Annotated in this window: 20 protein-coding genes and 3 pseudogenes; 12 read left to right on the forward strand and 11 right to left on the reverse strand. The window is 61.3% G+C overall.

The features are described 5' to 3' along the window. Nucleotides 1–8 precede the first annotated feature (8 nt). Entirely contained in the window at nt 9–1,547 is a 1,539-nt protein-coding gene (argH, locus tag RM96_RS13225) for an argininosuccinate lyase (protein ID WP_039011114.1), read from the reverse strand. Between the two features lie 164 nt (nt 1,548–1,711). On the opposite strand from argH, the gene RM96_RS13230 reads away from it, so the two are divergent. After that, nucleotides 1,712–2,620, forward strand: a complete 909-nt coding sequence (locus RM96_RS13230; RefSeq protein ID WP_039011095.1) for a LysR substrate-binding domain-containing protein — start codon at nt 1,712–1,714, stop codon at nt 2,618–2,620. Between the two features lie 87 nt (nt 2,621–2,707). Here RM96_RS13230 and RM96_RS13235 read toward each other — a convergent pair whose 3' ends face one another. Further along, nucleotides 2,708–3,136, reverse strand: a complete 429-nt coding sequence (locus RM96_RS13235) for a VOC family protein (RefSeq protein ID WP_039011097.1) — start codon at nt 3,134–3,136, stop codon at nt 2,708–2,710. Nucleotides 3,137–3,589: 453 nt separating this feature from the next. Between RM96_RS13235 and RM96_RS13240 the strand changes: the two genes are divergently transcribed. Beyond that, on the forward strand, nt 3,590–5,506 hold the full coding sequence (locus tag RM96_RS13240; protein WP_052279489.1) for a potassium transporter Kup: 1,917 nt from the start codon (nt 3,590–3,592) through the stop codon (nt 5,504–5,506). Nucleotides 5,507–5,614: 108 nt separating this feature from the next. Here RM96_RS13240 and RM96_RS13245 read toward each other — a convergent pair whose 3' ends face one another. From RM96_RS13245 to RM96_RS13255, 3 genes are all read right to left on the reverse strand, one after another. Continuing rightward, nucleotides 5,615–5,956 (reverse strand): YciI family protein, encoded by a 342-nt coding sequence (locus RM96_RS13245; protein ID WP_039011098.1) that lies wholly within the window; start codon nt 5,954–5,956, stop codon nt 5,615–5,617. Nucleotides 5,957–6,334: 378 nt separating this feature from the next. Then, complete coding sequence (locus RM96_RS13250; RefSeq protein WP_039011099.1) at nt 6,335–7,372, reverse strand: dienelactone hydrolase family protein; 1,038 nt, start codon at nt 7,370–7,372, stop codon at nt 6,335–6,337. Between the two features lie 357 nt (nt 7,373–7,729). Then, a complete protein-coding gene (locus RM96_RS13255; RefSeq protein ID WP_052279490.1) occupies nt 7,730–8,413 on the reverse strand; it encodes a GntR family transcriptional regulator in 684 nt (227 codons plus the stop codon). 297 nt (nt 8,414–8,710) lie between these two features. Here RM96_RS13255 and RM96_RS13260 point away from each other — a divergent pair, with 297 nt between their 5' ends. The 5 genes from RM96_RS13260 (at nt 8,711) to RM96_RS13280 (ending at nt 13,808) form a co-directional block, all read left to right on the forward strand. Then, nucleotides 8,711–9,475, forward strand: coding sequence for an HpcH/HpaI aldolase family protein (locus RM96_RS13260; protein WP_039011100.1), 765 nt, complete (start codon nt 8,711–8,713; stop codon nt 9,473–9,475). A gap of 51 nt (nt 9,476–9,526) precedes the next feature. Beyond that, on the forward strand, nt 9,527–10,873 hold the full coding sequence (locus tag RM96_RS13265) for an MFS transporter (RefSeq protein ID WP_039011101.1): 1,347 nt from the start codon (nt 9,527–9,529) through the stop codon (nt 10,871–10,873). 168 nt (nt 10,874–11,041) lie between these two features. After that, nucleotides 11,042–11,845 (forward strand): carbon-nitrogen hydrolase family protein, encoded by an 804-nt coding sequence (locus RM96_RS13270; protein WP_039011102.1) that lies wholly within the window; start codon nt 11,042–11,044, stop codon nt 11,843–11,845. Nucleotides 11,846–11,865: 20 nt separating this feature from the next. Further along, nucleotides 11,866–12,540, forward strand: a complete 675-nt coding sequence (locus tag RM96_RS13275) for an RraA family protein (RefSeq protein ID WP_039011103.1) — start codon at nt 11,866–11,868, stop codon at nt 12,538–12,540. A 74-nt stretch (nt 12,541–12,614) separates the two neighbouring features. Next, nucleotides 12,615–13,808, forward strand: a complete 1,194-nt coding sequence (locus RM96_RS13280; protein ID WP_039011118.1) for a porin — start codon at nt 12,615–12,617, stop codon at nt 13,806–13,808. A gap of 432 nt (nt 13,809–14,240) precedes the next feature. Here RM96_RS13280 and RM96_RS13285 read toward each other — a convergent pair whose 3' ends face one another. After that, nucleotides 14,241–15,125 carry a LysR family transcriptional regulator gene (locus tag RM96_RS13285; protein WP_039011104.1) on the reverse strand — a complete coding sequence of 295 codons (885 nt, stop codon included), beginning with the start codon at nt 15,123–15,125 and terminating at the stop codon, nt 14,241–14,243. Nucleotides 15,126–15,254: 129 nt separating this feature from the next. Between RM96_RS13285 and argC the strand changes: the two genes are divergently transcribed. After that, complete coding sequence (gene argC / locus RM96_RS13290) at nt 15,255–16,184, forward strand: N-acetyl-gamma-glutamyl-phosphate reductase (protein ID WP_039011105.1); 930 nt, start codon at nt 15,255–15,257, stop codon at nt 16,182–16,184. Between the two features lie 295 nt (nt 16,185–16,479). Here argC and RM96_RS37070 read toward each other — a convergent pair. After that, a pseudogene (locus RM96_RS37070) lies at nt 16,480–17,167 on the reverse strand (transposase); the annotation flags it as partial. 397 nt (nt 17,168–17,564) lie between these two features. Here RM96_RS37070 and RM96_RS13300 point away from each other — a divergent pair. From RM96_RS13300 to RM96_RS13310, 4 genes and pseudogenes are all read left to right on the forward strand, one after another. Continuing rightward, nucleotides 17,565–18,044 (forward strand): carboxymuconolactone decarboxylase family protein, encoded by a 480-nt coding sequence (locus tag RM96_RS13300; protein WP_039011106.1) that lies wholly within the window; start codon nt 17,565–17,567, stop codon nt 18,042–18,044. A gap of 172 nt (nt 18,045–18,216) precedes the next feature. Further along, nucleotides 18,217–19,914, forward strand: a complete 1,698-nt coding sequence (locus tag RM96_RS13305) for an FAD-dependent oxidoreductase (protein ID WP_039011108.1) — start codon at nt 18,217–18,219, stop codon at nt 19,912–19,914. A gap of 455 nt (nt 19,915–20,369) precedes the next feature. Further along, nucleotides 20,370–20,506: pseudogene (locus tag RM96_RS39960) on the forward strand (3-oxoacyl-ACP reductase); the annotation flags it as partial. A 675-nt stretch (nt 20,507–21,181) separates the two neighbouring features. After that, nucleotides 21,182–21,982, forward strand: coding sequence for a helix-turn-helix transcriptional regulator (locus RM96_RS13310; protein ID WP_035867197.1), 801 nt, complete (start codon nt 21,182–21,184; stop codon nt 21,980–21,982). Nucleotides 21,983–22,107: 125 nt separating this feature from the next. On the opposite strand, the gene RM96_RS40515 is transcribed toward RM96_RS13310, so the two are convergent. The 4 genes and pseudogenes from RM96_RS40515 to RM96_RS13325 form a co-directional block, all read right to left on the reverse strand. Beyond that, nucleotides 22,108–22,239, reverse strand: a complete 132-nt coding sequence (locus tag RM96_RS40515) for a hypothetical protein (RefSeq protein WP_274520184.1) — start codon at nt 22,237–22,239, stop codon at nt 22,108–22,110. Nucleotides 22,240–22,363: 124 nt separating this feature from the next. Beyond that, nucleotides 22,364–23,248 carry a DMT family transporter gene (locus RM96_RS13315; protein ID WP_052279492.1) on the reverse strand — a complete coding sequence of 295 codons (885 nt, stop codon included), beginning with the start codon at nt 23,246–23,248 and terminating at the stop codon, nt 22,364–22,366. A 444-nt stretch (nt 23,249–23,692) separates the two neighbouring features. After that, nucleotides 23,693–24,121, reverse strand: coding sequence for a hypothetical protein (locus tag RM96_RS13320; protein WP_039011109.1), 429 nt, complete (start codon nt 24,119–24,121; stop codon nt 23,693–23,695). A gap of 477 nt (nt 24,122–24,598) precedes the next feature. Beyond that, a pseudogene (locus RM96_RS13325) lies at nt 24,599–24,814 on the reverse strand (tyrosine-type recombinase/integrase); the annotation flags it as partial. Between the last annotated feature and the right edge of the window lie 121 nt (nt 24,815–24,935).

Consider the following 24,935-nt stretch of genomic DNA (forward strand, 5'->3'; position numbering starts at 1 on the left):
TCGGAATGTCAGCGGGCATGCGCCGAAACCGGCGGCTGGTGGTCGGACGAAACGAGCGCCCGGGTGCGCCGCTCCAGCAACGCCGATGCATCGCGAATCCGCCTGTCGGTCGCCTCGAGGGCATCAGCCCGCTTCCCGAGCGCGAGTCTCTGTTCATCGATCCGTGCGATCACGCCTTGCGGAGCTGGCGCACCGTATGACCGGCGCCCATCCACATTGAAGATCGGGTCCAGGCATTTCGCAACGTCCTCGCCGGAGAGCGCCACCGCTCGTCCGACCTGCTGTTCTGCTGCGGCATCGATCATCTCCGGCGTGATCGCGGTAGCCGGAAGGCCCTCATCGAGCGCACGCCGCACGACAGCGCCGATGATGTGATGGGCGTCGCGGAACGAGAGGTCTGCCTTCCGGACAAGCAGGTCGGCCAGATCGGTTACGGCGGAGAAATCCCCTGCGGCCCGCGATGCCATGCGTTCACGATCCGGTTGAACGTCCTGTACCAGCAACTTCATCAGTTCAAGGCACTTCAGCGCTTCTTCACAGCTCTCCCAGCAGGTTCGCGTGCTTTCGCGGCTGCTGTCGCCAGAATGCGTGAAGTGCGTGGACTTCACCGTCGTGAGCGCGCCCGACGTGAGGCCGATAAGATGCGCGGTCTTGCCACGCAGGTACTCCAGCACAACCGGATTCTTCTTTTGCGGCATGATGCTGGACGTCCCGGCGATGCTGTCCGGAAAGCTCAGAAATCCGAACTCGGGCGTCGACCAGATATAGAAGTCCTGCACCATCCGACTGCACGTGATCATCATGATCGAGAGCGTCGCGCTCAACTCCAGCGCAAAGTCTCGCGATGCCACGCTGTCCAGCGCGTTCCCGAGTGGCCGGCTGAAGCCCAGCAAGCTGCTGGTCAGGACGCGATCGATGGGGAATGACGTTCCGGCCAGTGCGCACGCCCCGAGCGGGCAGCCATCGATGGTTTCAAGTACATGCAGAAGCCGGTCGATGTCTCGGGACCACGCCTCGACCAATGCCGAGAAGTAGTACCCATAAGTGATCGGCTGCGCGGCCTGCATGTGGGTATAGCCGGGCATGACATGGGTGGCGTATTCGCCCGCCTGGGTCAGCGCCGCATCGCACAGACCCACAAGGGCTGCACAGATCCGCAGGACAAAGCTGCGCGCACGAATCCGGTCATTGGTCGCGCCAATATCATTTCGGCTCCGTGCCGTGTGCAACCGGCCACCGAGATTCTGACCAACCAGCTTGATCAGGTGGGCTTCGTAGTTGAAATAAGCATCTTCTCGCGCTGCATCCAGTTCGACCGCCTCGGGGCCATCCTCCCGCATTTTCAGAATCGCATTGGCGAGGGTCAAAGTCGTGTTCTGGTCAAGTATGCCTTGCTGATCAAGCATAATCAGATGGGCGAGGTTAATCTGAGTCAGAACCTCAAAATTCTTTGTAAAGAATTCACGTGTGGTTCGGGGCTGGAAAATGTACTGGATAACTTCCCTTGCAGGAGGCTGTTTGAGCCGGCGGCTAACTTTGGATTCCATTATCAAAACCTGTCGAAGAAGAACATGAATTGAGTTTGGGTTCGCCGCCATCTATACGTCAAATCAGCATTTCGCAGCTTCCTATACAATTCTGATATGCCTCACTAGGCTACGTGTCGCGCACGGCACGGCGTGCCACAATCCGTTCCTTTTGGAGCCGTACGATGAACTTCAAGCAGATCGAAGCGTTTCGTGCCGTGATGATGTCGCGCTCCATGACGACGGCCGCGGGCCTTCTGCACACCTCGCAACCCAATATCAGTCGCTGGATCGCGCTACTGGAGCGCACGGTTGGCTTTCAGTTGTTCCAGCGTAGTGGAACCAAACTCATCCCGACGGCGGAGGCGGAAGCGTTCTATGCCGACGTCGAGCGGGCTTTCATTGGGCTGGAGTCGCTCGACGAAAGCGCGAATTCAATCCGGCGCAGGGGCACCGGCTTACTCCGGATCGGCGCAGTCGGATCCATTGCCGAGAGCGTATTGCCCGATGCAATCCGGGTTTTCAGACAGGCCTTTCCCGATATTCCGGTACTCGTCAACATGGGAAGGTCAGACGTCGTTGCCAAATGGACGGCGACAGGATTTTGCGATATTGGATTCTGCTCGGTCCGTACTGAATTACCCAGTCTGCATTATCAAGAGATAAACCTGGCGCGCGGGATCTGCATCGTCTCCCGTTCCCATCGGCTCGCGACAAGGACTGTACTGGAGCCGGCTGATTTTGAGAGCGAGCATTTTATTTCCTTGCCTGTGGAAAGCTCGAACAGGCGCGAGATCGACCGCCACTTCCCGCTGGAATCCAGAGTGCTTGCCATCGAAACGCCGTACGCCACAACCATCTGCAAAATGGTGAGCAAGGGACTCGGTGTGTCGATCGTAAGCCCGATAGTGAGCCGTGCTCTCGGTCTCGCCGACGTGTGTGAGATACCCTTCTCTGGCGACGTCCTGTTCCGAAGCTACGCCGTTACGTCCGACCATTTCCCCCTGAACGTCCTGGCAAGCCGAATGGCGGAATGCGTGCGCAATACCTTTGATGCATTCAATTCACAAGCCAGTGTGCAGGGGGGCGCCTGAAGTGCGCGGAAACGCAGCGGTGCCCTGCCATACCGACGCAGGAACCGGACTTTCTTGCCGCCCCCCCACTCTTGACTGAAGCCAACATTATTTCTGTTCTCGCATCGATGGGGTAAAGGTGATCCCTACCAATAACCCTTCCGGTCCGATGAAACGACTGACGGTCTGGCCCCACGGCTCCTTCTTGTTCCTGACCAGCATTCGATACCCTCGTGATTCAAGCTCCGCCGTAGCCTTTTCGACGTTGTCAACGTCAAACTCAATCCAGGCTTGCGGGACAGGAACGTCATCGGGCCAAGAATCCCTGCCGTAGCAGGACCGGGCTGCCTCGGAGAGCGGCCACAGGGCGAAGCTGTTTGCCCCTTTCAGCGCCTCCGTATGAAGGTAGCCGCCTTTCTCCTCATTGAAGGGGATACCGAAGGTCTGGCGGTACAGCCTGCGGCTTGCCTCCGCTTCGCGAACAATCGGGCCAAAGCCCGCGATGAACAAGACTGTGATGTTTGCGATCTCTTCCATGGCTTCTCCTTGGCCCCCGGAATGAGCGGTTTGGCTCGGCAGCAACGGTCACGAGTACCGGCTGCGATCGGGTGGGCGACCGCGATGGCCGACTGCCTGACGAGCATGACAGTCCACGCCGATCGAGTTTTGGCGTGGCGTAGAGGCCGGCTTATGGGTTGGACCGGTCGTGGATAAGTGTAGGCTTGCTTCGGTTGGCTTGTAGCGGCCTGTTGCAACTCGGCATGTAGTGCAGCGCCGTGCCGATCCGGCCGCCATTGTCTTCATGCATCGCAACATAAGGCATCCCTGCTGCGAAGACTCCGTCCATGGAGACAACACCAATGCTGATAGCAAGCTCAACGTCTATGCTCACAATGTTGGGATGTTGAGTTGCAGGGCCGCCACTCAGGCCGCCCTGCGTGGCCAGAGCCCGATTGGCGCTGGAGGCTTCAATGATCTCGAGGACCAGCCGTGGATTCCTATGTGAATAACCATGAGACGGCAGGCGACTCGCACCTGCGGCAATCCCGCGCAGCCCTCACGCTGGCTGCGTTGGGCGTCGTCTACGGTGATATCGGCACGAGTCCCCTTTACGCGGTCAAGGAGACCTTCAATCCGGCCCACGGGATCCCCCTCGTCACCGAGAACATACTTGGCGGTATCTCCGCGATCCTCTGGGCGCTGATGGTGGTCGTTTCGCTCAAGTATGTGATCCTCATCATGCGGGCGAACAACAGGGGGGAGGGCGGCATCATGGCACTGCTCGCACTTGCCTTGTCGTCCGTGAAAAAGGTGGGTCGCTCCCCGGCGCCGATCCTGCTCGTGGGCCTGTTCGGCGCGTCGCTCTTCTATGGCGATGCCGTGCTGACACCTGCCATATCCGTACTCTCGGCGCTCGAGGGCATAGAGGTGGGCACTACCGTGCTGAAGCCTTATATCCTGCCGGCATCCGTCGGTGTGCTGATCGCGCTGTTCTTGTTCCAGCGGCATGGCACCGCAGCCATCGGTGCGCTGTTCGGGCCCATCACCATAGTGTGGTTCCTTGCCCTGGCCGCGGCGGGCATCGACGGCATTGTCCGGTATCCCGCGGTCCTGGGCGCGCTTAACCCGCTGCACGCGCTCGGTTTCGTTACGCAGCACGGGTTCGCCTCGTTCGCCGTGCTGGGGGCGGTGCTGCTCGCATTCACCGGCGCCGAAGCACTCTACGCCGACATGGGACATTTTGGCAGTGCCCCGATTCGCCTGGCCTGGTTCGGGTTGGTATTTCCGGCCCTTGCGCTCAACTACCTGGGGCAGGGTGCGCTGATCATCGTCAATGCAAAGGCAATCGAGAACCCCTTCTACCTGCTCTATCCGTCGTGGGCCCTGTATCCGATGGTCGCACTCGCGACAGCGGCAACGGTGATCGCGTCGCAGGCGACGATTTCGGGGGCTTACTCGCTGACGAAGCAGGGAATCCAGTTGGGCTATCTGCCACGCATGAACGTGGTGCAGACATCGGAACGGGCGATCGGCCAGATCTACATACCGACCCTGAACGGGATGTTGCTTGTTGCGGTTCTGGCTGCCGTGCTCGGCTTCGGGTCTTCGTCCAATCTCGCTTCGGCATACGGTGTCGCAGTCACCGGCACGATGTTGGCTACGACGCTTCTCACCTTCTTTGTGATCCACTACGGTTGGGGCTACAACCTGTTGCTAAGCCTCTTCGCAACCGGCTTCTTTATCGCGGTGGACATGGCTTTCGTTTCCTCCAGCCTGTTGAAGGTCGCCGAAGGCGGCTGGTTTCCGCTCGTCGTCGGGGCCGGGATGTTCGTTGTGATGCTGACATGGCTTCGCGGCCGGAAAGCCCTGTTGGATCGCCTTCAAAGCACAGACGTGCCGCTTAAGTCGTTCCTGGAATCACTATTTCTTTCACCACCACCGCGTGTGCCCGGCGTCGGGGTATTCCTCTCCCCGACACCCGACGTGGTGCCACACGCGTTGATGCATAACCTCAACCACAACAGGGTGCTGCACGAGCGCGTGGTGTTTCTTACCGTGAAGATGAAGGATGTGCCAACGGTGCCGGCGGCCGAGCGCGCCACCGTTGAACCGCTCGGACACGACTGCTACCGGATAACGCTGCGCTTCGGCTTTATGAACCGGCCCGACATTGCGCAGGCGCTCTATGCGCTGCCTCCCGGGTCTGGCCTCGCGTTCGACATCATGGACACCTCGTTCTTCCTGAGCCGCGAAACCATTATTCCGACGGCTGGTGTTCCCAGTGGGATGGCGTTATGGCGTGAACGCCTGTTTGCCACGATGAGCAGGAACGCCGGCAATGCTGCCGACTACTTCAACCTGCCGGCAAATCGCGTGATCGAGATTGGTACGCAGATCCAGATCTAGATCTTCTCGTGCCCCGCAGCGCTTGTCGGGCGAGGCCATCTGGCGGGCATGACGGTCACCGATAAAAGGGGAGAGTTTCTCATCATGGATTCAATGATGCCCTACCCGTCAGCTCTCGGGGTCATACCCAAACTCGCGGAGTTCCTGCGAGCAGCGGCAAGCTTTGGCAATCTTTGCCGCCCACAGGATGGCGGCTTCGCGCGACGGGAGCTGCAGGACACAGAAGCCGCCGTCGAACTCCTTCGTCTGGGGATAGGTTTCGTTTGTGACCGTGCCGTCTGAGGCGACCATGAGTGGTGCGACATCCTCGTTGATACCACCACCGAACACGTACACGCCTGCAGCCTTCGCCTCGCGCATGACCTCGTGCGCAGCTTCGCCCACGGCGGCAAAATCCTCGGCGGGGACTTCCATCGCTCTTCCAGGAAAGGAGATAAGGTATTTCGTCATCGTTCGGTCCTTCGGTTGAGGTCGGTGCTATTTGTGAGGCCATAATGTGTTATGGGGCGATGTGTAACGCGCCCTAATACGGATGATGCGCTCTAACACGTGCAGATTCCGACCATTTCCTAGCCTTAGTTGCGTTGCAAATGCCCTGATTCTCCCCAGGGGTCCGGGCTATAGAGGACGTCATAATCCTGCTTGAATAGATCCCGAAAGGGCGGCGGATACTGGAACACGAGCATCGGGCCCACGAAATGTTTCGGGTGTCTCTGGAAGACCTCCAGCAGCCGGCGATTCCGTTTGGTGTCCCAGCCTGTCACATAGAACGGACGGTGGGTCAGCCGCCAGCGAACCGGCCGCTTCCACGGAAGCAGAGCGCCATCGCTACAAGCCCATTGCCCTCGTCAAAAACGCTTTTACATCAGCCTCAGATTTTCTGCCTTGATCGAGACTGGACCCGGCTGAGACGCCTCGAGCAATGCAGCGCCTGTATTCAGCGTCCATAGCCTGGAAGCTGGCGTATTTCTCGCCGCTCAGCAGCCGGTAATACGCATCGTGCCGAACGTCGAGGATAGCCTGGGGGCAATCGCGGAGCGTCGTGGCACCGGGAAAGTACTTGAAGTAGACGTGCGTATTGTCGAAATCGTGATAAGCCCCGGCGTACACGTGCACCTCCACCGACTGTCCATCTCGCTTCATGGTGTCCGCGACATTGAGGCACGGCTGCGCTGGTGTGTAGTCATCCTTCTCGCCCACGGCCAGCATCAATGGTGCCCCTGTCAACGGAGGTGGCGGGGCCTCCCACCAGAGTTGAGTGCATCCGGGGTAGAAACCAATCAGCGCAACGAACCGTGTATCGTCGTCGATGACACCTTTTCGGAACGATTCGAGCACCAGATCCATCGCAACGTGCCCACCCCGTGAAAATCCGATCTGCCCGATTCTTTGCGGATCGATACGCGGATCCGTACTCAGCAGTTTCAAGGAAAATAGCGCATCGGCGTCGTTGGCGGCAGCGCTCAATTGCGACTGGTCATCCATGGTGCCAGTAATCCCGCGCCCGCCAAACGAGTCGACCACAAACGCTGCGATTCCCATCTGGTTGAACGCACGTACCCAGCGGTCGATGTCCTTTTCCTGTACGCCCGCCGACCCGTGGGAGATCACCATGGCGGGGACTCTGCCCTGGACGCTCTTGGGCATGTACAGCATGCCCCAAACGGTCGTTGGTTTCCTGTCGTACTTACGATGGACCAGCTCCCATTTGCTCTTCGGGGTGACGCTGTTGAAATAGATTCTTCCGGACGGCCTGGAGGCGAGGTCGTTGTAGATTTCCTGGGCCAGTACGGGCAATGCAACCGCTGCGGCAAGGCTGATTGCGAACAACTGACGCAACAGGCTGATTTTTAACAGGCACCTCATGAGCTTTTAGCGTGGTCGTATCGGAACACCGATTGTCGATCACAAAGCAGCTCTTGTCGAATGACTCCTTCTGCCGGTCGTCGGATGACCGCTGCGAAACTGCGAGCGTCTCAGGCCGTCTCAGTCATTCGATCCGGCGTCGCCTCAACGTCAACTTTCAGCGTGCTACGGCCGCACAGTGATCTACCTTGCGTGCCGGATGTTCGGCGCTGGAGGGCATCGCAGTCTTACCTTAGCTTGCTAACGGCGAGATACGGATGGCACACGCGTGGCCAGCAAGTGGTTGACCATTCCACGGGATCCCATACATCGGGACGACCCAAGCCTACGGCGCATTGCCTGGCTTGGGACAATGCCTCAAGCTGCCGCTTCAGCCGTCACGTGAAACCTGGGCGCGTGCTCGGGATCCAGATGGGCGGCCAGGAGCTTGAGCGCCCGCGCGGAATCGTAGGCTGACAGGGCGGCCAAGAGTTCCACATGTTCATCGACGACCGCCCGCACCAGTTGCGGATCGGGCGGGGTTGCCAGCATGGCGAGCAAATAGCGGAAGCGCAGCATGTCGAAGAGTTCCACCATCAAGTCGTTGCCGGCCAGGGCGACGATGGACCGGTGGAACTGTCGGTCGAGTTCTGCTGCCTCGAAGAACTTCTGTTCCATCACAAGTCGGCTGATCTCGCCAATCAGGTGGGCAAGTCCAGCCGGGATCGCCGGCTTGCGCGTGCAGATCGTCCGGATGCAGTGGCTCTCTATGGCAAACCGCGCCTCCAGGAACTGGCGTAGTTCCTGAGGCGTGACGCCGCGAACCCGCGCGCCCCGGCGCGGGATCAGTTCGATGAACCTCTCCGCGGCGAGGCGCCTGAGCGCTTCGCGTATGGGCGTGCGCGAGACGCCGATGACTGCAGAAACCGGCTCCTCTTCAATGAAGTCCCCACTGGTGTACTCACCGCGGAGGATCCTGTCGAGGATGTGTTCGTAGGCACGCTCTGCAGCAGAAGGGAGCGATCCGGTCGACGTGGGTTCTCCTGACTTGCTTGGTTTCATTCGTGAATTCGGGGTGTACGCCGTGTATTCAAACGGCGTCGTTAGCTTTTCCAATTCGCTCCCGTCAGCCTTGCAGTTTGGCATGCAAGGGAGCGCCGCTTCTCGAATGTTAGCCGATTGGGCGCTGAGTCAGTGTATCGAGACACTCGAAGATCGGGGTAAACGCCAGTTGTTGGGGTGGCGCATGGCTTTTATATTTCAGCACACCGTGTATACACGAAGTATTCATAAATCTAGCCGGCATCGCGGCGATGGCGGCGGGGACCTTCCATTTCGCTCACATCCGCGCATCAGGACATGGCACACACACTTTCTTCCGAACATCTCGGCCTGTGGTTCTCGGGCCCAAGCATTGCGACCGCCGAAATTGGCAAGGTCATCGGCTATCGCGTCGCGATTCTCGATATCGAGCACGGCACGTTCGACCTCGACGCGCTGGACCGCTTCATCCCCTTTCTCAAGGCGCTCGGTTATGAGGTCTTCGCCAAAGTGCTGGGCCCGACGCGCGAAGCCGTCCAGCAGGCGCTGGACTTCGGGGCGGACGCAGTCGTCATTCCCCATATTTCCGGCGTAGAGGAGGCTAGGAGGGTCTGCGGATATGCGAAGCTCCCGCCATTGGGCGACCGCAGCCTTGCCGGGGGGCGAACCACCAACTTCGCCTATCCGGCCGACGAATGGATTGCACAGCAGGATCGCGGGACCCGGTGCTATCCGATGATCGAGGACGAGCAAGCGTTGAAGGAAGTTGCGCAGATCCTTGCATTGCCCTGCGTCGACGGCGTATTCATTGGGCCGACCGATCTGTCAATCCGCCGAGGACGCGGGATCTACAAGCGGCAGCCGGGTGACTGGGCCGACATCCGCGCAATCGTGGACGCGGCGAAGGATGCGGGCAAGTCGTGGGTGTTCCCCGCGTGGAGTCCTGAAGAGCAGGCGTTTGCCATTGAGCACGGCGCAGATCGCATCTTCGTTGCCATGGAGCAATTTGCCCTCTACCGTGGACTCAGCCAGATCTGGGGCGCCGCAAACGAGGCGTTGCAGGCCAGCCAGCAGCACCGGTGATCCCCTCCCATGAGGCAAGGCATAAAGCAAAAACCGAATCCCGGAAGACACATGAACCACCTTTCCGACCAAACCGTGAGCGGCAAGGCCAGACGCTGGGCCTGGCTGCTGACGATCGTGCTGGCCATCGCAATGGTCATCTCGGTCGTCGACCGCTTTGCCCTGTCGCTGCTGATCGAGCCTATCAAGAAGGACTACGGCATCGACGACGTCCAGATCGGACTGTTGCAGGGCCTCGCCTTCGGCCTCTTCTATGCTGTGCTTGGCCTGCCGTGCGGATGGCTTGCCGACAAGTGGTCGCGCAAGGGCACCATCATCGTCGGGCTGCTCATCTGGAGCGTGGCGACCGCTTCTTGCGGGTTGACGAGCGGGTTCGTCGGCCTGCTTGTCTCGCGGATGCTGGTCGGGGCCGGGGAAGCCGCACTGGCGCCGGCTGCCTACGCCATCATCCACGACCAGTTCCCACGCACAATGATCAATCGCGCCCTGAGCGTGTTCCAGGTCGGCGCCGTGATCGGCGCGGGCACGGCTTTCTACATCGTCGGTGCGCTGTACGACCACCTGAAGGGCATTGGGCCGGCCGTCTACCCGGGCTTCGGCACCCTGACTCCCTGGCAGTCAACCTTCGTCGCCGTCGCGGTGCCGGGACTGCTGCTGACGCCGATTCTCGGGTGGATGCTCCATCGCACGGAAAAAGGCGGCCAGGCGCAGCACCCGGAGCGCGACCGCCAGCAGCCGACGACCGCCCATGCCAGCGCTGCGGCCTACATGTGGTCCAACCGCTCCTTCATTGTCGCCCTGTTCGTGGGTATGGCCGGCTTGCTGACCATGAACTACGCGCTCCTGTCCTGGCTGCCCTCCATCTTTTCCCGCGAGTTTGGCTGGACGCCCGGCGAGATTGGCCGTCCCTACGGCCTGGTTGTTCTGGTCGCCAGCGTGGCCGGTATGCTGGTCGGAGGCTGGAGCGCCGACCGCATCCAGCGCACGCAACACGAACTGGCCGTGTTGCGGGTACCGGTGACGGCGGCACTCCTCGGCCTCCCGTTCGCCGTGATGCTGATGCTGGCTCACGGCCCGATCCTGACGCTTTGCTGCGCCGCGGTGCTTCATGCCCTCTGTACCTGTGCCATCGGCGTGGCACCTGCACTGCTCCAGCTACGCACCCCTGCGCCGATCCGCAGCCGTGTCTCCGCAGTCTATGTAATGGCCGTCAATATCTGCGGACTGGCCGTAGGACCGCTCCTCGTCGGCCAGATGACCGGCCTCATCACCCCGGGCCCGGGCGCATTGCGAGCGGCAGTGTCCATCGTCGGGGCTGTCGCGCTGCTGATCTCGACCGGTGTGCTGGCGAGCTACACGATCAGCGCGAGAGCCCGGGCCGCGAGCACGGTGTCCTGACGACACGGGGGCGACGCCCCTGACGCCTCTACGGTGCGCCGTTCCGGCGCGCCGGTGATTTCCCGGCTGTTCCCCGTCCTTTTCTCGGGACTCTTCCCCGAGAGGGGAGCGCTTTGCCCGAATTCCTGGTTTTACCCATCCGATCCACCACCATACGCACGTACCGCCATGAAAATCACCGTCATCCAACTGAACGCAAGCAACGACAAGCGAAACAATCTTGACAAGGCGCTGACCCTGCTGGACCGCGCGGTCAAGGCAGATACCCCGGATCTCGTCGTGCTGCCGGAGATGGTCGCCTGCATCAGCGCTTCGCCCGCCGACATGCGGGCTTCCGCCGAAACGCTGGCGGAGGGCGAGGCCTACCGCGCCTTCAGCGAGGCGGCCCGCCTGCATAACGTGAATCTCCACATCGGCAGCATGATGGAGCGCGACGGGGACCAGATCTTCAACTGCTCCCTGGTCCTCGGCCGAGACGGCATGCTGCTGGCGAAGTACCGCAAGATCCACCGCTTCGACGTGGTCTTTGCCGATGGCACCGAACTGAAGGAGTCGAAGCTCGTGGGCCGGGGCGAAGAGGTCGTATGCGTCGACATCGAAGGCGTCAGGGTCGGCCTTTCCATCTGCTACGACCTGCGCTTTCCGGAGCTGTACCGGGCACTGGCAGACAAGGACGCCGATGTCATCGTGGCCCCCTCGGCTTTTACGTTCGAGACCGGATCCGCGCACTGGGAAGTTCTGCTGCGCGCCCGCGCCATCGAGACCCAGACTTACGTCGTTGCACCCGGACAAATCGGCACCTTTGGCGAAGGCAAGTACCGCAACTTCGGTCACTCGATGATCGTCGACCCGTGGGGTCAGGTGGTGGCCCAGGTGTCCAACGTGGAGGGGCACGCCACGGCAGCCTTTGACAAGGGTTACCTGCAGCAGGTGCGCGCGCGCATGCCGCTGCGTGAGCACCGTGTGCTGTGACCCGGAACCGGAGCGACACCATGTTTGACATTCGTAAGATGCCGGCGCCGTTGCCGCAGGAACTCCACGGCCTCGCAATCCAGGCAGAGCCCGCCACGATCGGTCATTTCCGCCTGCTGGGCTTTCCCGACAGCGGCATCCGCCCGCTCTTTGACGCCCCCCGTATCGCGGGGCCGGCGGTCACGCTGGCGCTGCCGGCGGCCGACTCGACGCTGCTGCACCACGTGGTCGGCATGCTGCGTCCGGGCGATGTGCTGGTGATCGACCGGCTGGGCGACAACCGCCATGCCTGCCTCGGTGGCGGCGTTGCACATGCCATCGCCAAGGCCGGCGTGGCCGCCGTCATCGTCGACGGCCCCTGCGCCGATCCGGCGGAAATCCGGGAACTCGGGCTGCCTGTCTGGGCGCGCGGGTTCAGCAGTATCACCACGCGTCTGCAAGGCACCGGCGGGGCCATGAATGTGCCGGTGAGCTGCGGCGGCGCCGTGGTCGTGCCGGGCGACCTGGTCATTGCCGATGAAGGCGGCATCGTCTTCATGCCGCGGGCCGAGGCAGCCGCGCAGTGCGAACAGGCGCTGACGCTCCAACGCATGGAACAGCAGGGGCTGCCGCTTCTCTCTGCCCAACGTCCCCTTGGCGAACTGACCGGAGCCAGCGACCTGGTGCGCGCAAAGCTCGCCACGCCGGAGCGTTGATGAGCCGGATCCATGGGCCCGATTTGCGGACCGGGCCAACCAAGAACCAGAACACAGAGCAATTCCAATTCACCATGAAGGCAACTCTCGGGACAAAGCATTCCCTCAATCGCTGCGCCCTTGCCGGCGCCGTGGCGCTGGCCCTATCGGCTCCCGCCATGGCGCAGACCAGCGTGACGCTCTATGGTGTCGTCGACGTTCCTGTCGAGTACGTCAGCAAGATGGCCAGCAGCCCGCCGACGCTCACCAACGGTCAGGTCACCTACCAGCCCGGCGGCAGCCGCTTTGCGATGGGCTCGATCGGCGGCCTGGCCGGCCCGCGCTGGGGTCTGCGCGGTGCTGAAGACCTGGGCGGCGGCAAGCAGGCCATTTTCGTACTGGAAAGCGGCTTTGGCGTGGACAATGGTGTTTCCGCCAATGGTGGCAGGCTCTTCGGACGGCAGGCGTTCGTCGGGCTGCAAGCAGACGCGGGAAAGTTCATGCTGGGCCGCCAGTACACACCGCTGTTTGAGACGCTGGCAAACTTCGCACCGCTCCGGTATGCAAGCCTGTACGAGCCAGTGGGCGCGTTGACCGGGCTGAACAACCGATCGGACAACACAGTGAAGTACTCTGGGACGTTTGGTGCGGTGACGGCCATGGCGCACTATTCCTTCGGGACCGGGGTCGGCCTGACCGGCATGACGCCGCTGGCGGGTGCTGGCGCGGGCGAAGTGCCCGGCCATTCGCGCGACGACTCGGGCTTCGGCGCCGGGGTGTCCTATCTGTCGAATGGCTTCGGCGCGGCGCTGGCCTATGACGAATGGCATCCGGCGATCGTTGCCGGGCAGAGCGGCGTGCAGCGCAAGGCAGCAGTCGCTCTCCGGTATAACCGGGGGCCGGCCAGCGTGATGGGGGGCTATCGCTGGGGCTCCACGGAGTTTGCCAGCGGCGCGACGCTGTCGCGCGACGATTTCTGGTGGGTGGGCGGCAGCTACCAGGCCACCGCCGCGCTGAACTTCCAGCTCGGCTACTACTACTGGAACATCAAGTCCCTGCGGCTCGCCCCGGCCAGCGCCGAAGGCAATCCAGCCAATCCGTGGGAAGTGGCGCTGGTGGCGGACTACGCATTCTCGAAGCGTACCGACGTCTATCTGACGACCGCATACGCACGCAATGCCGGCGTGAACTTCGACTCGGCAAATACCGGCTTTGCGACTGGCTACTTCCCGACGCCGGGACAACGGGGGATGACCGCAGTTGCCGTGGGTGTGCGCCACATTTTCTGACGGGCGCAGCGGTGATCCGGGACAGGGCAGAAGCCTGCCCTTGTCCCATCGGTCGCCAGCCTCCGAGAATCGCCTCCAGTTCAATCCACTCAGGGAGATGGTCATGCGTAATTTTTCCAAGCGTCGCGTGCCAGGCATCATGATTTCCCTGCTCTGTGGCGCAATCGTTCACCTGCCGGGCGCGCTGGCGGAAAGCGTCGAGCCTTCCGATGCGAGCAAGATCGGCCGCTACGCGGACCTGATGACGCTGCCCTTCGACATGCAGGCCCCGACTTACCGGCACATGGATCAACTCTATGCCCGCCGCGAAACTGCGGCCGTCTCTAACCGATTCGGTCAGTCAAATCCTTACAAACCGGCCATTCGTTCGTCGTGGCGTGCAATAAGGCTACTGTCCCGGCGAGAACGAACCGAAGCGGCAAATGGCAACTCCTACGTCAATCGCAGATCCCACAACACATCAAGTACGTGTTGCGTGGAACGCTCAACGTACCCCGCACGATGTGCAATGCCGAGCCGACGCCACAACGCCGGGCGCAGCGGACGCATGACAATGCGCCTGTCGAGTAATGGCGTAGTGGCCTCATGGGGCAACAGCGCTGCGCCGTAACCTGCCGCTACCAGGCTCTTGATCGCGTCGTTGTAGTTGAGCTGAATGCGCGGCGCAGGATGCTGCCCCCCAGCCGCGAACCACTCCGCAGTCAGACGCGAGAGACGCGTGGTCGCGTCATTGAGAATGAGAGGTTGGGCGGCGAGCCATTCAGGCGTGACGCGGGCCGGACATCGCCAATGCGCCGGCACAAAGGCCATCACGGGGTCGCGGCGCCAAGGCTTTATCACGAGTCCAGCCACCGGGGGCTGAGGCAGTGCGACCAGCCCAACATCCAGCGTTCCATCCGCCAGTCGGGACAGCGTTTCATGCGAAGTGAGTACTGCAATCTGAATGTCGATAGCGGGATGGTGCTGGCGCAGCACCTCAAGCGCTTGCGGCAAGAGGTGCGCGATCACGCCAGTCGACGCACCGAGCCGCGCGCGCCCTTCGAGCCCCTGCACCTGGCGTTGAATATCGTCTAACGCCTGCTCCGCATTGGCCAGCAGTCGACGCGCGCGCTCCACCAGCACCTCTCCGATCGCCGACGGCCTTACATGTCCGCGCTTCCGTGACAGGAGTGGGGCCCCAATGCGGTCTTCGAGTTCGGCGATGTGGAGGCTGACCGTTGGCGGCGCCAGGTGCAATGCACGCGCCGCATCGGCAAATGAGCCACGGTCGGTAATGGCGACCAGAGTGCGCAAGCGGTCCAGGCTGATCTCTCGCATGTCGATGTCCAGATTCAGAAAAAATGAATGTTAACGTTATGAAATTCAACTTTCTCTATTCTAGCGATCTATGGAACATATGGGCTCGTTCTACTTGTTACAGCCCAAAGTCACTGGAGTATTCCACGTATGAGCTCTCCCGTTGTTTTCATCGACGGCGACCAAGGCACCACCGGGTTGCAAATCCACGAACGGCTGCGCAACCGGACCGACCTTAGACTGTTCACGCTTGCCGCTGCGGAACGCAAAGATCCGCGGCGTCGCGCAGAAGCCATCAACGCCTGCGACATCGCCATCCTCTGTTTGCCTGATGCCGCCGCGCGCGAGGCAGTGGGCGCCATTGTTAATCCTGCCGTCAGAGTAATCGACGCAAGTTCCGCCCACCGCACACAGCAGGACTGGACATACGGCTTTCCGGAAATGACGCTGGGACAGGCTGAGCGCATTGCGAACGCACGTCGGGTCACCAATCCCGGTTGCTATCCGACCGGTGCAATTGGCTTGCTGCGTCCCCTGTTGCAGGCTGGGCTCATACCAGGCAACTACCCTATCAGCATTCACGCGGTGTCCGGCTACTCCGGACGCGGGCGTGCCGGCGTGGAGGAACATGAGGGGCAGGGTGCCATCAACGCGCCTTCATACCAGGTATATGGTCTGGAACTCGCGCACAAGCACACCCCGGAGATCCAGCAGCACGCCGGGCTCGCGCAGCGTCCCATCTTTGTTCCTGCGATTGGTGCGTTCCGCCAGGGCATCGTGCTGACGGTCCCCTTGGAGTTGCGGCTGCTGGCACCCAACGTGGATGGCGCCACGTTACACGCATGCCTCGCACGCCACTATGCCGAGGCGGCCCACGTATGTGTCTTGCCGCTGCACGAATCGTGTGTCTTGAAGCACCTGGATCCGCAGGTGATGAACGGTACGAACGACATGCGCTTAAGCGTATTTCCTAACATGGAACACGGGCACGTCCTGCTGTCCGCGGTTTTCGATAATCTTGGCAAAGGCGCATCCGGCGCTGCGGTGCAGAACCTGAACCTGATGCTCACGCAGCAATAATGACCGATGGCTCGAGCTAACGTTCGGCCGCACCCATATGCCAACGATTGTTGCCAATCTGGTCGTGGCCGTCGAATGTCTCAAACTGGGAAGTGACGGTGGCCGGAGGCCAGGTCGCCGTCCGCCCTAACCCTTTTCGCGATTCAAGTCCTCGCCTCGTCGACGTCGGCTATCCAGGGATTCTGTTGAAAAACCCGGTTTTGGCCTCGGCCAGGATAGGAGTGCGCGTGCCGAGGGGCTCTCGTTGATCCGCAGCGCTCGAGCTTCCAGGGTCTTGCGACCCGGTGCGTCGTTGCTACGCCGCTATTGCATTCGGATCTTCACCGAACGGCATCAACCGCTTTGCCATTCGTCGCAGGTTTTGCGCTGTTGCTGCTAATAGAAACTCGTCCTGCGCTCCGGTTACCCTCGTAGCCGCAAGCGATCCAGCTTCAAGATTCGTTTCCGATGGGCAAATAGCTCCACCTTCTTTCGCTCCCGGCGCGACTGCTTGAACTCGGGCGTCACCGCTAGCTTCCGTGCAACGTCACGCGCGTTCTCATGGACGCTGCGCGCGATCTTGCGGAATGGCATGTTCGGGCAGCATTGATTCTTCATCGCGCATCCGCCGCAGTCGTGCTGGCTGGATCGATAGATGATGGTGTCGGCCTTCGTGACGTGAGTGCGGGGGGGGCGTATATGCACGCCAATCGCTGCGCAGAGCGTTCCCACCGGGGCAGCGGTACTCATTGACTTCCTCGTCCCAACGCAAGTCCTCTCGCGGGAACGTGCCGTCATCGCGGCGGGTTTTGTCCAAAACTGGAACATGAGGCGCTATCGCCTTCTCTTCGACCATCCACCCGAGCAATGGCGCCGGTCCCATAGGCGGTATCACCGGCAAGGCGCTCAGCTTCAAGTGCAAAGCGTTCTTCGACTCGATCGCGAGCCTCCTCAACGAGGAGCTCGGCGACGATGTCTGCTAGCGATCCGTGGAGACTCTCGATATCAACACGGGCTGAGGCGGACGTTTCCCTGCAAGCCATGGCGGAAGCCGGAAAAAGGACGGGTACGAACTTGAACCGGGCGACTTCCGGCCAGCGTGCAATGGAGACTATTCCGATCCCCTAACCATTCGACTCTGCAGGTCTCGCCCAACGACTACGAATCCTTCTGTTGCGGAGACGCGTTGTTGGCGCCTTCGCGCGTCACAAGGACGGTTGCGCGAATGTTGCACCATAAAAATCGCTGCGATTGGTGCCGATGCGACAACAGAGTGGGTACCGTGAGAGCACTACCGCGTGGTCTGTCGAAGCGTATTATTCCGTCCAAGCCGACCCCAAGGCAAATAAAGCCGCGCAGCCTCGGTGAGCTCAACTTTTAGTCAACTGCCAGCGGAGAATCATGATGCAACGCCTTAACTACTTCCAGCAGTCCTCCGAACTGACCAAGAAGCTCATAGAGTTCGGCGCGCTCTTCCAGAAGACCACGATCGAAGAGCCCATTCGCGAGCTCGTCGAGATTCGCGCATCGCAGCTCAATGGCTGCGCGTTCTGCGTCGACATGCATATCAAGATGGCAAAGATCCACGGCGAGCGCGAACTGCGCCTGCATCATGTGGCGATCTGGCGCGAGTCGACGCTGTTCTCGCCGCGCGAACGCGCCGCGCTGGCCTGGACCGAGGTGCTGACCAGGCTTCCCGCCGACGGCGTGCCCGACGATATCTATGAGCGCGTGCGCACCCAGTACAGCGAGAAGGAACTGTCGGACCTCACCTTCCTGGTGGGGGCGATCAATACCTGGAATCGCCTGAACGTGGCGTTCCGCATGGTGCCTGGTTCGTCGGACAAGGCGTTCGGGCTCGACAAGGCCAATCTCGCGTGACGTCAAGAAGGTGATCGCCTCGTTTGCCGCATGCGGCTAGCGATGCTTCGCCCCTCCGTTCCGACGCGCCTCCTATACGCAAGTCTTGCCATGGCACGCCCGGTGCACGACTGCGTTTCGAGGACTGGACCGATGCGCTTGCACGCAAGGCAGGCCACCACATCCATCCGCCATGGACATCTCCGCCCAACACAAGTCGTCCGCCGATGTATCCGGCGCTGTGCCGGATGCGGTCCCGGCCGTCGTAGTCTTGCACCAGCGGCAGATGTATCCGCACTTATCCGCCGCCGATATCGCGCGCATCGCGCCCTATGGCCGGGAACAGACCTGGCAGGCCGGCGAGTACGTGGTACGTACCGGGGATCCGGCCAATGGCATGATCCTCGTCATCGAGGGGCGTGTGCGCATCGTGCAGCGCGATGGGATCGGTGACAGCGCTCTGGCCTCCGAGCAGGGGCCCGGCAATTTTCTGGCCGAAATCGGCCAGCTTTCTGGCACGCCCGAACTCGTCGACGGCATCGCCATCGAGGATGTGCGCGCCATCGTCGTGCGCCCGGCGTGCTTGCGCGCGCTGATGGTGGCCGAGGCCGCGCTCGGCGAGGTGATCATGCAGGCGATGATGCTGCGCCGCACGGCCCTGATCCAGCGTGGACGCGGGCCGACGCTGATCGGCCGTGGGAGCGATCCGGCCATGTTCGACCTGCAGGCGCTCCTGCGGCGTAACAACTATCCGTACTCGGTGGTTGACATCGACGCCGATGCTGAAGCGGCGGAAATGCCCAGCAAGTTCGATGCCACCGACGACGATCTGCCGCTCGTCATCGACCCTAATGGCACGGTGCTGCGCCGTCCCGATACCACGCAGGTGCTGTCGTGCCTGGGCTTGCTGCCGCATATCGATGGCAGCCGGATCTATGATGTGGCGATCGTCGGCGCGGGCCCGGCCGGGCTGGCGGCGGCGGTCTATGCGGCGTCGGAAGGGTTGCCCGTGATCGTGCTCGATGCGTTGTCGCCGGGCGGTCAGGCCGGTGCCAGCGCGCGCATCGAGAACTACCTGGGATTTCCCGCCGGCATTTCGGGCCATGCGCTTACCACCAATGCTTATGCGCAGGCGCAGAAGTTCGGCGCGCATATCGCCTTTCCCACGGAAATCGAACGGCTCGATTGCGGCGCCATACACCAGTTGCGTACGCGGGCCGGCGATACAATCCAGGCGCGTACCGTCATCATCGCCAGCGGCGCCGCGTACCGTCGGCCGCCGATTCCGCACCGGGCCGAGTTCGAAGGGAGTGGCGTCTACTACTGGGCGTCGCCGGTGGAAGCCAAGCTCTGCGCCAAGCGGGAAGTCATGCTGGTGGGTGGCGGCAATTCCGCCGGCCAGGCCGCCGTATTCCTGGGCGCCCATGTCGCGCACGTCCACGTTGTGATTCGCGGCGACAGCCTCGACACCAGCATGTCGCGCTACCTGATCGACCGCATCGCCGCGCAGCGCAACATCACGGTCCATGCCCGCACCGAAGTGGTGGACCTCGAAGGCAATACGCGGCTGACAGGCGTAACCCTGCGTGATTGCAATATGGGCACGCAGATGACGATGCGGGTGCAGCACGTGTTCCTGTTTACTGGCGCGCAGCCGAACACATCGTGGCTGGACGGCTGCGATGTGGGGGTAGATGCCAAGGGGTTCGTGCTGACCGGCATAGACGCCGGGCTGCAGTCCAATACGCTGGAAACCTGCGTGTCGGGCGTCTTCGCCATCGGCGATGTCCGCTCCGGCTCGACCAAGCGCGTGGCCACCGCGGTGGGCGAGGGCGCAGCGGTTGTGTCGCAGATCCACGCCTATCTGGCTGTCGCTCGGGAAGCGGCCTGAGGCCATCGGGGCAGGCTCTCTGGGCGCCCGTGTTGTCTCGCTACTGGTGATTGGTACACGTCCCTGGATATGCGCGAGGTGGGCCATGGCGTCGAAGGCTGTTCGCTGCAGGGCACACTCCGCTGTGCGGTACAGGCGATCAAGCGAAGCGATCCGGACTCCTGCGTCGGACGTTTGTGAAGGCTTACTGAATGTCTTCCGAATGCCCGTACCTTCAAAAGTATCCGTCGACAGGCCGCGCCACTGGACTAATTCGGAACCAACGCGTACCAGAGGTATACGCTCGTCCCATCGTTGAACACGAACATCTGTCGGCGACGATAACCGCGCATAGCCGCGCCGACGCTTACTGAGCGGTTCGGAGGTTTTTGAGCCCGGGACTGCACCGCTTCTACCCACAACTGGAGGGGGTGTAGCGTGAGCCGGTCATCGTTATCACCGGCGCTTCGCAAGGCATGGGAGCAAAGCATTTCGCTGCCGGGGGCACCACGTTGCCGCAACGGCCCGCTCCATCAAAGCGACTGACGACGCCGACCTGTTGGCCGTGGCAGGCGATATCGGCGAACCCGCTACCGCGCGCCGTGTGATCGACGATCAAAACGACCCAGGCGCGATAATCCCGCGGCACGCGGCGTGGGTGAGGCGGGCGGTGGCGAGAGTCTCAAAATGGCCGGATTCCGACGTAGGCCCACCCGCGCGCATGGGTGCGCGCGCGCCAGAGGCAACTACCGACGGCCGTAGGTCGAGCCGGTTGCCGATGACCGCTCTCAATCCTATAGCAGACCTTTGTGTTCTGCGGTCAATGCGGCGCTCCGAGCAAAGCAACTTGGGGTCAAGAGCTCTGCAAAGTAGGCACAATTCTCGTGGGCTGTGGGCCGGAGTGTTGTGCCGCAGTGACACCCCACTTCGAGCGTCGTGGGTGCGCGAATTTCCTTGCTAGATTGTCCGTTACCACCAAATCGGTTCAAATTGTGGGGCAATCATGGGCGGTTCGATGACCAATGCGCTTGGTTCGCTCCTTGCGCATAGTTTTCGGAGTTTCCCTTCTGGCCTTATTCATTCTTCCTGTTTCCGGTTGCGGCGATACAACCATGAAGTGGAAGGAGCAGGTCGATCTCCAAAATAACGAGACAATCATTGCAATTGCTGATATCAGACTGAAAAACAGTCGACGGGCTCCAAGTCAGCGCTTCCGCACCAAGGCTATTGTCAGGCGAGCCCAAGATCACCGAAGATTGGTGATTCGCCCGTTCTTCCTGGGGACGACATGCATCCACTCTCGGATTCCGCCAACCAATCGCACCGCGATGACGTCTTTGCACTCTGGGACCGGCTCGCCGAGTTCTCCGCAGGCGAAGCCGATGCCGCGCTGACCCATTTACTAACCACGCTCTGTGCGATGGTCACGGCACAGAATGCACTTTGGGCTGTAGTTGTGCGATTACCTTCGCTCGCGCGAAAGGATCCCCTGTTCGGCTGGCGTCCACGCCTGGTTCGGCTCCTGCATCCTGTACCCGCGATGGTCGCTTCCGTGCAGGAGCAGTTCGACACGCTATGGTCCGGCAACGTCGATTCGTCACATGTCGTGGCCGCGTCGGGGAACGAGCCGTTCCGCGCCAACCTGCTCTTCGAGGCGATGCCCGCCGAATGGTTTGAAGGTGCCCACTATCGCCGCCACTACCTCGAAGTCGGTCACGCCGACAGCATCCAGGTGCGTTGTTCGCTCAACGATGATGTGCGAATTCATCTTTTCGTGTTTCGCGATCTGCAAGCCCCCCGCTTCTCTGCGCCGGATCTCGAGCTTCTGGGCTTCGTGATGCATGGGCTGAGATGGTACTACCGGCAGCAACTGCTCAGCCACGGCCTGCTCATCGCCGATGCTTCGCTGACGTCGGCCGAGCGAAGGGTGCTGCTGGGGCTGCTCGACGGACTGACGGAAAAGCAGATCGCGCAGAAACTCGAGCAAAGTCCGAACACGACTCATGTCCATATCAAGTCGATCTACACAAAATTCAACGTCCGGAATCGCTCGACGCTCACCGCGCTGTGGCTCGGCAAGTTGCGATAGCGAATTGCAGACGCGGCGGCGTTGGGGGCAATTGAGCGTAGTAGCCTGGCATTGAGTTCGCCCTGTCACAAGCGGTCTGCGCAAGAATCTCAGCGCGGATCGTACGGAGGATTGGAGCGGCTCGGCTAAGGTGCGAACAGATCCAACCCCGCCAGGGCCGGCGCGCCGCTCAGCGCAATTGCGGCCGTAGAATCTACGAGAATCAGGATTGCAGCCGACAGCCAGCAGGTGAAGGTGAAACCAATTGCTGCTTTCATCGTGGCACCTGACTCGTAGATGGGCTGCGGCGAGCCAAGCCGGCCCGCAAACTGAATGACTGCCTCAACGAAAGCGCAGAATGCATCTTCCCCAAGGAGGCATCACTAACATCGAGCCTTGACGCTATGCCTGGCACCAACCGACGCTGCCAGCCAGATGGCCGAGCAGGACGGCAACGAAACTGACAACAAGGCGCGTACTCACCGGTTCCTGCAGGAACAGAACGCCGCCGAGCGCCGCAACGGGCGGCACCAGTAGTTGGATGGCGGCCGCGGACATTGCCGGCAGTTTTCGGATTACCGACCCCCACACGACAAAGCCGATAGCAGATGTCACGGCGCCTGACGCCACAGCGAGGGCAACTCCGGCTACGCTCGCATGGGCATCGCCGTTAAGCATCCAACCGAGGACGATGCAGATCGGGGTCGCGCGCAGGAAGTTTCCTGCCGTTGCCGAGAGTGGACTTGCGGCTCGCCTGCCTCGCAATGTATAGATCCCCCATGCCACGCCTGCCCCAACCATCATAAGCAAGCCGGAGACTCGCGGAACGCCGACGCCGGGTGTGGTCAGGTATAACAGTCCGGCAATAGCCAGGAGATAGCCAATCAGCGCCACGCGGTGGAAGCGTTCGCCTTTGAGGAGACAGGCAACAAATATCGTCAGTTGTACCGTCCCGAACAACACGAGCGCACCGGAACTGACGCCGAGGGATAGATACGACAATGAGAACAGGATCACGAAAATCCCCAGCGCCGTAGCCGAGATCCAGTCAGGGTCAGGACTGGGCTGCCGAGCATACTCCGGTCTCAGCTTCGTCAGGACCAGTAACGTCGCGCCTCCGGCCAGCAGCCGGATATCGGAGAACGTCGCTGCGTCGATGCAGTAGTTGAACAGTGCGACGCGGCACAGTAGTGCGTTCGAGGCAAATGCAGCGATCGCAATCGCGCCCTGCAGGGCACAAGTCGGCGTGATTGCACTCGCGTCTGCGGGAGCCAGATAGGCATTCATCGCCCTTCCTTTCTTTAGCGTCGCAAGCCTTTGGCGGGCGCACTGCGCCGCGCCCCTTGCGTCTGCTGGAGAGTAGGTGGCTCGATGACGCCCGAAAATAACCTGAATAGGTGACCGCGTGGTGGCGCCTGCGAAAGGATCAGGACGACATCCCGCCATCCGGCACTTCACGCTGGACTGACGCAACGTCCGATCGTCGCTGTAGAGGTTGATACGCGTTGAACCGGCGACCTACCAGTTGCTTGTCTTCGGCTCGGTGTTATCTGAAATTAACCCGTGCATGTCCGCTCATGGCTGGTCTCGGCTTTCGATCTACCTGGGAAGGCGCTTGCCGGTGCCAGCGGCGACCGCGTGCAGATTTCCCTTGTTGGAAAAGCCATCACGCACGCGACCGTGCGCGAAGCTTCGTGATGCCGGTCCTTATCTCGGATTGCCCGCCTGTTGTCAGGCCATTTCACTGGCAGCTTCGCCAGCCAGCGCGACTTCCGTTTCGTCGGTCACCGTGCTTTCCGCTATCGCGTTGTTGTCTTCGGAAACCATGTCGCCCAGACCGATGACGACCGTGATATTCGGCGTCCAGTTCTTGCGGTCGGTGCTGACCTCGGCAAACGTGGTCACCGTTGCGGTGTAGCCCTGCGTTCTGAGGTCGTCGGCTAGCCGTTGCGCGCGCGGTTCCAGCGCTGCTTGCGGATTGTCTTCGTTGATGTCGAGTACCAGTCTGGTCTCGAATTCTTCCTTGCCCCTCTGGATTGCCGTTTGCATTGCCTTGAGTTGCTTGTTCGCGAGCGCGACGAGCTTGCTGTACCTGGACTCTTCCTGGCTGGCGCGCAGTGCCTTGGCGGCGTTGATGATTTCGTTGCGGTCCACGAACATGATTGCCTTTCGAGGTGGGGGGAGAGAAAGCGCAGGCGCCGCACGGGCTTGACTTCAGGAGCCAGCTTTTCCGGGATGCGACGACAACTGTATAAATATACAGTGTTCGCCGGCTAACCGGCAAGGAGTACAGGGTGAAATTCCCTGACAGCAGAAGATCTGGCGAATCGCGCTACGGTTGCCGCGTCTTGACTAAAAGCGGCGCTGCTCCGAAGTGATTGAGTCCCGCACATGGTGGGAGCGCACGATACCTCTCCTGGCTCCGGCTGAGGCTGGGTAGCCCGATGCAGGCCGTTGTGCAAGGTCCGCCGCGAGCAACCGGCTGCTCAAGTCCAAACGTCACGAAGATTAAGTTGAGAGGAGCCGACAGGCGCCTTACGACCCCTATGCTCAGGTCACAACTATGCGCAGATGGTCATCGTGGTCGCAGCCAGCCCCTTGAGTGGTGCGATCGGGGCTGGCGAAGCCTACGCATAGTTACAGCGTCCGCAAGAATCGAATCAACGAGTCCGGGGCCTGATACCGGCGAATCCTGGCGTCAGGCGCTTCCAGTCGACCGAGGGCTTTCTCCTTCATCGCGAGGTCAGCTTCGACGTAGCGGTGTGTCGTGATCGGACTTTCGTGACCGAGCCACAAGGCGATCACGTTGAACGGAACGCCCGCCTGCAACAGGTGCATTGCGGTCGTATGCCTCCTATATCGTTCACGATATAGGAGGCACTATATGCCCTTCCCGACTATGTCTGGTAATCGAACGATAGCCCTATTTCGCGGGCAAACAGATGGCCGCAGATAGAGATAGTCTTGATTCCTT

The organism is Cupriavidus sp. IDO (assembly GCF_000812465.1).
In the GTDB taxonomy this organism is placed as follows: domain Bacteria; phylum Pseudomonadota; class Gammaproteobacteria; order Burkholderiales; family Burkholderiaceae; genus Cupriavidus.